This is a genomic window from Bacillus sp. sid0103, from assembly GCF_019219025.1.
This window is the reverse complement of record NZ_JAHUWN010000013.1, coordinates 161,912-171,928: the sequence shown is the minus strand read 5'-3', so window position 1 is coordinate 171,928 and position 10,017 is coordinate 161,912. Positions and strand designations below refer to the sequence as shown.

Genomic DNA, 10,017 nt, shown 5'->3' with positions numbered 1-10,017 from the left:
ACATTAAAGGAGATTCATATAGGCTTCGTGAGAAGCAAAAAGCTGGCATTCAGCCAGCTGTCTTAGAACGTTGATAATAGGGAATTTGGTTCCGTTGAAAAAAGGGAATTTTAAACCGTTGTTGACAGGCTGAAAGCGGACAGCAAAAATGGACGAAATGGTGTGATCTATTGTGACGATTTATATCGACTTGAAAGGAAATTTAAACATTTGTCTCCGAGTAAGCGAAGAAAAAACGCAAAAATACTCTAAGTCAATTGTGAATAAATTCCTTTGACGGGTTGAAACGTCACCATTCTACGGAAAAAACGCACTCTCGAAAGCAGCTGACTACACATTGAACAGGGCAAATGGACTCAAAGCATTCTTGAATGATGGGTGCATTGAAAAACCCTGAAATTTTAGATCAATACATGCCCTGGTCAAAAAAGATTCAGACAGAATGTAGCAAGTAAATGAAGTAAGCCGTATTCGATTGAAAAAAATCAGAATATACTGCTATTTGTGATGCGTACCGGAAAGGTGCGCTTATTTTTATAATTCGGGCTTACCTTTAATCAATTATGCTAGTTTAAATCAAGAGGATAATATAAATCAAAAAAACATTAATATATATCATTCAATGATATTGTAAAAATAATTAAAATATAACTATAAAGTGTGAAGGGGGAAAAAAAGTGATTAAAAAGAAATTATTAAAAAATTTAAGCTTAGCTTTAGTAGCAGCAACACTACTAAGCACCTTTGCTGTAGGGTGCTCAAATACAAAGAGCGCATCAACAGCTAGCGATAAAAAGGTAACACTAAAAATGGCTCTTTGGGGAGACGACGAGTATAAGTATATGACAGAAACTAAAAAGATAGCAGATGCTTATAAAAAGGTGCATCCAAATGTAACTATAGAAGTGGAAAAAGTTGGAAAAACTGAATATGATAATACAATGAAGATAAGAAGCACAGCAAATCAGCTGCCAGATGTATTCCCAATTAGACAAGCAAATCTTTCACTTTATGGGGATATTATGGTACCTCTAAATGATTTAAAGGCAACTGAAAACAATTTATATGCTAAGGAAACTATGATTAAAGGAAATGTAATAGGGTTACCAGAAGCAGTATTTAATGAATTTGTTTTTTACAACAAGAACATTTTCAAAGAATACAATTTAGAAATACCTAAGACTTGGGATGAGTTTATAAAGGTTTGTCAAACAATAAAAGATGGTAAGAAATATACACCACTTGCATTGGGCTTAAAGGATTCTTGGGTAAATTATCCACTTAATGAATATATGCCAATGCTTGAAGCAGGAGATGGACAATACTACAACAAGATGGCTACTAAGGATGATCCTTTTACAAAAGGACAGCCATTCTACAATGCATATACAAAGATTCAAAAATTATATGATGCTAAGGTTTTTGGAGATGATCCATTAGGATATGGTTGGGATCAGCAAAGAGCAATGTTTGTAGCGGGAAAAGCTGGTATGTTAGCAGCTGGCTCCTGGTATAAGAGTGATTATAACCAAAATGGAGGTAAGGATGAGAATTTAGGAGTTTTCTTATTACCAACAAGGAATACTACTAGCGATCCATTCTACAATACTGCAATGACTGAATTCTTCTGGGGAGTTCCTAAAACTAGTAAAAATCAAAAGGAAGCAAAAGAATTCCTTGAATGGTTCTTTGGTGATTATTATACTCAGCTTGTTTCTACTCTTAGTATAAAGCCTACAATGAAGGGTGTAAGTTATAATGATCAATTCTTTGCTCAAGCCTTTGATGGTGTTGATGCTAAGTCAGTAACTGTTTTCTATGATGATAAGTATAACAAGGTAAAGAATGCCATGAAATTTGACGTTAATGGCATAGGTCAACAGATGGTGGCAGGCAAAACTAGTTTAGATTCTATAATGAATGATTTAAATGCACAATGGAAAAAAGCAAGAGGTAACTAAAAAGTAAAATAATTAATTAAAAGAAGAATAAGGTGCCTTTAGCTGCTTTATTCTTCTTTTAATTAGCAGGCTAGGAGGCGGGTTATGTTTAAAAATAATGATTTAAAGATGCAGAAGAACATAGTGCTAGTTACATTTTTATTTATTCCCACTATTTTAATAAGTTTATTTATGATATACCCAATAATAAATCTAGTAGCATTAAGCTTTACAAGCTGGGATGGACTGAATCCTACAAAAACCTTTGTAGGATTAAAAAATTTCAAGAAAATAATATTTGATTCACCGGAGGTATGGGTATCGCTAAAAAATAACGCTGTATATTTTGCGGGGCATTTGCTTTTTATACCTATTGAATTATTTTTAGCATTTTTATTAGACAATAGAGTGAGATGCAGTAAGATGTTCAAAACTATTACATTTTTACCTTATATAATTAACACAGTTGCAGTTGCATGTATGTTTATCTTTCTTTTTAGCTCACAAGATGGAGTGTTAAATAGTATGCTGCAGTTTTTTCATATGAATAAAATAGGATGGCTTAGCGACCCGGAAATTGTTAATTATTCTCTTACTGGAGTTTCTATATGGAAATTTTCTGGTATCCATATAATACTTTTTTTAGCGGCATTTCAATCCCTTCCAACGGACATGATTGAAGCATCTATTATTGATGGAGCAAGCACCTTTAAACAGTTTTATCACATTGTATTACCAAATATAAAGCCTGTTGTTGAAATAGTATTATTTTTGAACGTGAGAGGAGCCTTGCAGATATTTGATATTCCTTATGTTATGACTAGCGGTGGTCCCAATCATGCTAGCGAAACTTTTACATTACAAACAATAAATACAGCCTTTCAATATCAAAATTTTGGATTAGCCTGTGCAATGGCAATTGTATTGATGATAATAATAATAATTTTCTCCATTATTCAAAAAAAATTATTTAACTTAAAGGGATGAGAAAATGGAAGCTAACTTAGAAATAGAAAAGGAAACCACTATTAATATTACAAGGAGATCTGTCAGTGGAGGAGGAGTACTAAAAATACTACTATTTATATTTATATCAGCTATAGTAATTTTGCCAATACTAATTACAGTTTTTGCATCATTTAAAAGCTTACCTCAGATTGGTTCAGAATCAGCACTTAAACCACCTACTAGTCTTAATTTTGAAAATTATAAAGAGGTTCTTAAAAGTGCAAATGTGTTTATTGGATTTAAAAATTCCATGATATTGGTTGTAGCTGCAGTTGTTATAAATTCTATACTTAGCACTATGGTTGCATATTGTTTAACTAGATTTGATTTCAAGTTAAAAAAAGCATATTTTGCTATATTCCTAGTTGGATTAATAATACCAGGTATTGTTACTGAAATATCAAGATTTGGATTAATGACTAATATTCATGTATATGACACTCTTTTAGCACCTATACTCATATATGCCGGTGCAGATTTAATGCAAATATACATTTATAATCAGTTTTTACAGCAGATACCGGTTTCAGTAGATGAAAGTGCCATGATGGATGGAGCATCATATTTTACAATTTACTGGCGAATAATTTTTCCTATGGTGATTCCTGCAACAGCTACTTTAGGCATACTTAAAGCTGTTGATGTTTTAAATGACATGTATATACCATTTTTATATATGCCAGGAGTGGAGCATAGAACTTTAAGTACTTTACTTTTAAATTGTATACAAGATCCTAGAACTTCTTCTATTCCAATGCTAAGTGCAGCAGCGGTTATAGTTATGATTCCAACTCTATTAATCTACTTTATATTCCAGAAATATATTTTTAGTGGAATAGCAGCAGGTGCTGTGAAGGAATAGTGTGTTGTAGTGAAAATCCAGTGTTCCGAGTAAAAGGAGGAAAAGGCAGTGATAGAAGATTTAAGAAAAGGTAGATTTACTTTACCGGCGGAAACAGGAATTGATAATGAGGTTAAGCGAATTATAGAAAAATGGGGAGCAGATGCCATTAGAAATAGTGATGGTACTATACTATCAAAGGAATTAATGGATATGGCAGTAAAGGTATACACAACCTATTTAACTGTTAGAAATGATCAACAGTGGGCCTATTCCCATAGAGATCAACTTCAAATGCAGTATTTAATGTCTAATCATAATACCGCTGCAAACGAGGTGTTCGAAATAGACCTTTTAGATGGATACTTTAATAAACAATTTGAAATAGATAAGGACCATGATATTAAAAGATATTGGGAGGTTATAGATAGAACTAGTGGCGAGTTGTTAGATGTGAACCACTGGGAGTTTGATTGCAACACTCAAAAGGTTGTAATCAACAATGCTAAAAAGTGGCATAGATATACTGTGAGTTTTTTAGCATATCAAGTTTGGGATACAACTCAAATGTATAATCATCTAACAAATAATTGGACTACAGCACCGGAGATGCCTTATGATGCAATCCATGAAGAAACCAGGGAGCATATCTTTAGCTATTTAGATAATTGGCTTAAAGAGAATCCCAGTGTAGATGTTGTTAGATTTACTACATTTTTTTACCACTTCACAATAGCTTATAATGACAAAGCAAAGGAAAAGTTTGTTGATTGGTTTGGATACAGTGCTAGTGTAAGTCCAAAGGCCATGGATGAATTTGAAAAGGTAAAAGGCTACAGGCTAAGAGCAGAAGCTTTCGTTGATGAAGGATATTATAATTCCCCCTTTAGAGTACCTTCTAAGGAATTTTTAGATTGGATTGATTTTGTTCAAGGCTTTGTAGCTGAAAATGCTAAAAAATGTGTTGATTTATGTCATAGCTATGGAAAAGAAGCAATGATGTTTTTAGGTGATAACTGGATTGGAACAGAACCTTATGGAGATTATTTTGGAAACATTGGACTAGATTCAGTGGTAGGCTCTGTGGGAAGCGGAGCTACTTTAAGATTGATTTCCGATATTCCTCACGTAAAATATACAGAAGGAAGATTTCTACCATATTTCTTTCCAGATACCTTTTATGAAGGTGGAAACCCAACAAAGGAAGCAGTAGAAAATTGGGTACAAGCAAGGCGTGCAATACTTAGAAAGCCAGTGGAAAGAATGGGTTATGGTGGATACTTGAGTCTTGCGCTAAAGTTTCCAGAGTTTGTAAAGAAGATAGAAGAAATCACTAATGAGTTTAGAGAAATCCATTACAAGATGGAAGGAACCAAAGCTTATACTGCCAAATTTAAAGTAGCTGTGTTAAATGCTTGGGGAAAGCTTAGAAGCTGGCAGACTAATATGGTGGCACATGCTTTATGGTATAAGAAAATATATTCTTATGTAGGGGTAATAGAATGTTTAAGCGGTATGCCAGTTGATGTGGTATTTATGAGCTTTGAAGATATAAAGAAAAAGGGCATACCGGAAGATATAGGTGTAATTATAAATGCTGGTGATGCTGGCACAGCATGGTCAGGAGATAAGTATTGGGTAGATGATGAAGTAACAGGTAAGTTAAGAGAATGGGTACATAATGGAGGCGGATTCATTGGAATAGGTGAACCAACTGCATATCAGCATCAAGGTAAGTACTTCCAGCTCTCAGATATACTAGGTGTGGATAGAGAAATGGGCTATACATTAAGTTATACTAGACATGATAAGGCTCAAGAGGAGACCCACTTTATATTACAAGATCAAAAGTCAAAGATAGATTTTGGCGAAGGAATGAAGTATGTATATAGGGTTAGCGATAGCACAAAGATTCTTTCAATGGATAATGGAGATATAAATCTAGCTGTGAACGAATTTGGCAAGGGTAGAGCAGTGTATATATCAGGACTTCCTTATACACCAGAAAACGTAAGAATTTTATTAAGAGCTTTATATTGGGCAGCAGCTAAAGAGGAGGAAATGTTCACTTGGTATACTTCAAACAGCAATACTGAGTGTGCAGCATACCTGCAAACAGGCAATGTGGCAATTATAAATAATTCAGAAAAAGTACAGGAAACAGAAGTTTACAGAGATAAAAATAGTGCTGTTAAGCTTTCACTAAAACCTTATGAAATAAAATGGATTTGTATGGAGCTATAAGGAGCGATATTTCAATGATTAATGATAAAATTAAAGGCTTTTTTTATGGTGCGGATTATAATCCGGATCAATGGGATGAAGAAGTTTGGAGAGAAGACATAAGACAGATGAAGGTTCATGGAGTAAATGTTGTAACTCTCCCTGTATTTTCATGGGCTAAATTGCAGCCAAGTGAAGAGGAATTTGATTTTTCATGGTTAGATAAAATAGTAAATCTTCTATATGAAAATGGTATTTTCATAAACATGGCTACACCAACTGCAGCGCAGCCAGCTTGGATGAGTAAAAAATATCCGGATATTACAAGAACGGATATTTATGGTCGCAAACGTAAACATGGTGGAAGGGTGAATTTTTGTCCAAATAGTTCCAACTATAAGAGATTGTCAAGTACTATAGCTGGAAAAATGGCTGAACATTTTAAAAATAACCCAGCAATTGTGTTATGGCATGTTAACAATGAATATGGTGCCTATTGTTACTGTGAAAATTGTAGACAAGCTTTTATACAATGGTTAAAAAATAAATATATAACTTTAGAAAATTTAAATAAATGTTGGTATACAAGCTTTTGGGGTCATACAATATATGACTTTGATGAAATTGAGGTACCATCTGCTTTAACAGAGATTTTACCAGGAGCTTTAGCAGGAAGAGATGGAACTTATTTTCAGCCGATGGCTATAGATTACAATAGGTTCATGTCAAATAGTTTGTTAGAATGCTTTAATGGAGAAGTGCAGGAAATAAGAAAATATCATAAAGAAACATCTATTACTACTAATATATGGAGTATAAGCCATGAGTTAGACTTATTTAGGTGGGGAGAACAATGTGATGTTGCTTCTTGGGATAGTTATCCGTCAAATAAAGATCATCCAAGTGTAATTGCTTTTAGACATGATGTGATAAGAGGATTAAAAAAAGGAAAACCCTTTTTATTAATGGAGCAAACACCTAGTCAGCAAAATTGGCAAGCCTATAATGCTCAAAAAAGACCAGGGGTAATGAGGCTGTTAAGCTATCAATGTATAGCCCACGGTGCAGATGGAATAATGTTTTTTCAATGGAGGCAATCTCTAGGAGCCTGTGAAAAATTTCATGCTGCTATGGTGCCTCATGTTGGACATGAAAATACGCGGATTGGAAAAGAACTAAGCAAATTAGGCAAGGAATTACAATACCTTCAGGATAAAATAATTGATTCTAGAACTGAATCAAAGGTAGCAATAATTATGGATTGGGCTAATTGGTGGGGAGTTGAATATTCAAGTGGACCTAGTGTAGATTTAACATATATTGATAGAATAATGAAATATTATAAAGCCTTATATGATTTAAATATACCGTTAGACATAGTTGAACCTACCTCAGATTTATCAAAATATGAAATAGTAATAGCTCCTCTTTTATATATGGTTAGTGATGCCTCTATAGAAAATATTAATAAATTTGTAAGTAGGGGCGGTACATTCATAACAACATTCTTTAGTGGCATTGTTGATGAAAATGATATTGTAAGACTTGGTGGATATCCAGGTGCCTTTAAGGAACTGCTTGGTATATGGGTAGAAGAGGTTGATGCACTATATCCTGATATGAAGAATGGAATAAGGGTAGAAAAGCAGCTGGAGGAAAATGAGGAAACGTTTGAATGTAAATTAATATGTGAAGTAGTTCACAATGAAAATGCAATTGTACTAGGAACCTTCACAGAAGATTACTATAAAGGCTTACCTGCAATAACAGAGAATTCTTATGGAAGTGGAAAAGCCATATATGTGGCATCGGAACCAGAGGACAATTTAATAAAAGTATTAATTGAAAAATATTGCGGAGAAAAGAATATTAAACCTATATTTAAAACTGATGCAGAGGTAGAGATAACTAGAAGAGTGAAGGAAAATAATGAATATATATTTATATTAAACCACAGCAATATTTTACAAAAAGTATCACTTGGAAAAAACTCATACACTGATTTATTCAATGGAGAGATTTTAGAAAATGAAATAGAAATTGAACCAAAGGATGTATTAATTTTAAAAAACTCGGGTTAGCTACCCGAGTTTATACTATTCAGAATTAAGTTACCTTTGGTTACTACCTACTAGATTCTTAAGCTTCGAAGAATTTATAAATATTTATACTTATTTCTAAATTCTCCAGTTGTCAAATGTATTTGTTTCTTAAATACATAGCTAAAATAAGGTGTGTTTTCAATGCCGCATTGAACTGCTATTTCTGCAACTGATGTATCAGTTCTTACCAGCAAATCCTTTGCTTTATCAAGCCTAGTTTTTGTAACAAATTCATTTGGAGTAACTCCCATGGCTTCTGTAAATTTTTTGTGAAAATAGTTGGGAAAGGATCTCCCTCACCCCTGGCCAGATTTATCTCTTTTCTTGATCATTTTTATCGAATAGCGGGCTTTACAATGTTATGCTGCAGAACAAGGATTTTCGCTAAAGAGTGTTCGATTTATTGTTAGATATCATCACTTTTTGGGCAGAAGATATAAAAGCGAAAGGGCGGTCGTTTCGGGTGCCTAATGAGATAATTGCTTCCTCAACACTTGGCATCGTATCATGGTGGTTACAAGAAGGGACACCTTATAGTCCAAGTTACTTTGCACAACAGATCTTTCCGATGTACAAATAAAACTGCCCATCATAATAAAAGGTCAACCAGGAATGTCCTTTTCCTGACCATATTACGTACAGATGGATTCTCTTAAAATGATTGCTTTTATAAAAACCTCACCAACACCCCATGTGTTGCCACATACACTCTGGACATGTGGAGTGAGTCAACTTTATTATATTAAGATTAAAACTGTAGAAGAAAATATCTACAGTTTTTTATTATGGAATTATTTCTTAAAATGAAGGGTTTCTGATAGCTAATTGGTTTCAAAATGCTTCGGTCAAATTTTTGGGAAAACCGATACCTTAAAAATTATTATTTCTAACCATAATACCTGGTGAATGGGCACCTTATCATTCGCCCATACTACTACGGGTGATACATTATGCCGTGTCAAAAAAGTGGCGAATTACAGCGATTTGTGGAAGAAGCAAAAAGATATACAAAAGATGGCAGGGTTGCAGACTATATTCCCGAGCTGGGTAAAGCAAATCCTAGTGATCTATCCGTTGCGATTCATTATCCTGACGGAAGATGTATCTCAGCGGGAGATATTGATAAAAAGATTACCCTGCAAAGTATCTCAAAGGTTATTAGCTTAGCTCTTGTTTTAATGGAAAGAGGCTATTGCTATGTATTTGAACGAGTTGGGATGGAGCCAACTGGAGACCCGTTTAATTCGATTGCCAAGTTGGAAACAATGGCCCCGGCCAAACCATTAAACCCGATGATTAATGCCGGGGCACTCGTCGTTACACATATGATAAAAGGGGATTCAGTGGAGGATCGGTTCAATCGGTTATTAGGCTTTATCCGGGAATTGGCCGGCGATTCATCCATTGGCTACTGTGAGAAGGTAGCTCGTTCCGAATTTGAATCGGCTAATTTGAACCGGGCATTATGCTATTTTCTCAAGCAGCATAACATCATCACTGAGGATGTTGAAACATTATTGGATTTGTACACAAAACAGTGTGCCGTCGAAATGAATTGTTTGGATTTAGCGAGGATCGGTATGATTTTTGCGATGGATGGTATTGATCCTCTTAACGGGAAACGGATTATGCCAGACGATGTAGCAAGAATTTGCAAAACGTTTATGGTTACGTGCGGAATGTATAATGCATCAGGAGAATTCGCCATCAAAATAGGTATTCCGGCTAAAAGTGGTGTATCAGGCGGAATCCTGGGGGCTGTTCCTGGTAAATTTGGAATTGGAATTTTTGGCCCTTCATTGGATGAAAAAGGGAACAGTGTTGCTGGTCTTAAACTTTTGGAACTTTTATCAAGAAATTATCGACTGAGTATGTTTTAAGGTTAATGCTGCAGTGAAGGAAG

The 10,017-nt window shown here is 34.5% G+C and carries 7 protein-coding genes and 2 pseudogenes; 8 read left to right on the top strand and 1 reads right to left on the bottom strand.

The window, feature by feature from the left end; translation table 11 throughout:
- Positions 1-129 precede the first annotated feature (129 nt).
- The 6 genes and pseudogenes from KW850_RS34585 to KW850_RS16110 form a co-directional block, all read left to right on the top strand.
- Positions 130-388 (top strand): annotated as a pseudogene (locus KW850_RS34585) (IS66 family transposase); the annotation flags it as partial.
- 289 nt (positions 389-677) lie between these two features.
- Complete coding sequence (locus KW850_RS16130; protein ID WP_218348606.1) at positions 678-1,961, top strand: ABC transporter substrate-binding protein; 1,284 nt, start codon at positions 678-680, stop codon at positions 1,959-1,961.
- Between the two features lie 84 nt (positions 1,962-2,045).
- Positions 2,046-2,927: a carbohydrate ABC transporter permease gene (locus KW850_RS16125; RefSeq protein WP_218348605.1), complete on the top strand. Its 882-nt coding sequence runs from the start codon at positions 2,046-2,048 to the stop codon at positions 2,925-2,927.
- Between the two features lie 4 nt (positions 2,928-2,931).
- Entirely contained in the window at positions 2,932-3,810 is an 879-nt protein-coding gene (locus tag KW850_RS16120) for a carbohydrate ABC transporter permease (protein WP_218348604.1), read from the top strand.
- A 48-nt stretch (positions 3,811-3,858) separates the two neighbouring features.
- Entirely contained in the window at positions 3,859-6,033 is a 2,175-nt protein-coding gene (gnpA, locus tag KW850_RS16115) for a 1,3-beta-galactosyl-N-acetylhexosamine phosphorylase (protein WP_308128814.1), read from the top strand.
- 14 nt (positions 6,034-6,047) lie between these two features.
- A complete protein-coding gene (locus KW850_RS16110; RefSeq protein ID WP_218348603.1) occupies positions 6,048-8,093 on the top strand; it encodes a beta-galactosidase in 2,046 nt (681 codons plus the stop codon).
- A gap of 74 nt (positions 8,094-8,167) precedes the next feature.
- Here the strand turns inward: KW850_RS16110 and KW850_RS34285 are convergent.
- A pseudogene (locus tag KW850_RS34285) lies at positions 8,168-8,386 on the bottom strand (helix-turn-helix transcriptional regulator); the annotation flags it as partial.
- Between the two features lie 131 nt (positions 8,387-8,517).
- Here KW850_RS34285 and KW850_RS16100 point away from each other — a divergent pair.
- Together KW850_RS16100 and glsA are read left to right on the top strand one after the other, a co-directional pair.
- Complete coding sequence (locus KW850_RS16100; protein WP_218348601.1) at positions 8,518-8,694, top strand: TetR-like C-terminal domain-containing protein; 177 nt, start codon at positions 8,518-8,520, stop codon at positions 8,692-8,694.
- Between the two features lie 370 nt (positions 8,695-9,064).
- Positions 9,065-9,994 (top strand): glutaminase A, encoded by a 930-nt coding sequence (glsA, locus tag KW850_RS16095; protein ID WP_218348600.1) that lies wholly within the window; start codon positions 9,065-9,067, stop codon positions 9,992-9,994.
- The last annotated feature ends 23 nt before the right edge of the window (positions 9,995-10,017 follow it).

What these genes read in the sequence shown, in the direction of transcription:
- glsA (WP_218348600.1), top strand. Translation starts at nt 9,065, where the DNA reads ATGCCGTGTCAAAAAAGTGGCGAATTACAGCGATTTGTGGAAGAAGCA.
- KW850_RS16125 (WP_218348605.1), top strand. Translation starts at nt 2,046, where the DNA reads ATGTTTAAAAATAATGATTTAAAGATGCAGAAGAACATAGTGCTAGTT.
- KW850_RS16120 (WP_218348604.1), top strand. Translation starts at nt 2,932, where the DNA reads ATGGAAGCTAACTTAGAAATAGAAAAGGAAACCACTATTAATATTACA.
- KW850_RS16110 (WP_218348603.1), top strand. Translation starts at nt 6,048, where the DNA reads ATGATTAATGATAAAATTAAAGGCTTTTTTTATGGTGCGGATTATAAT.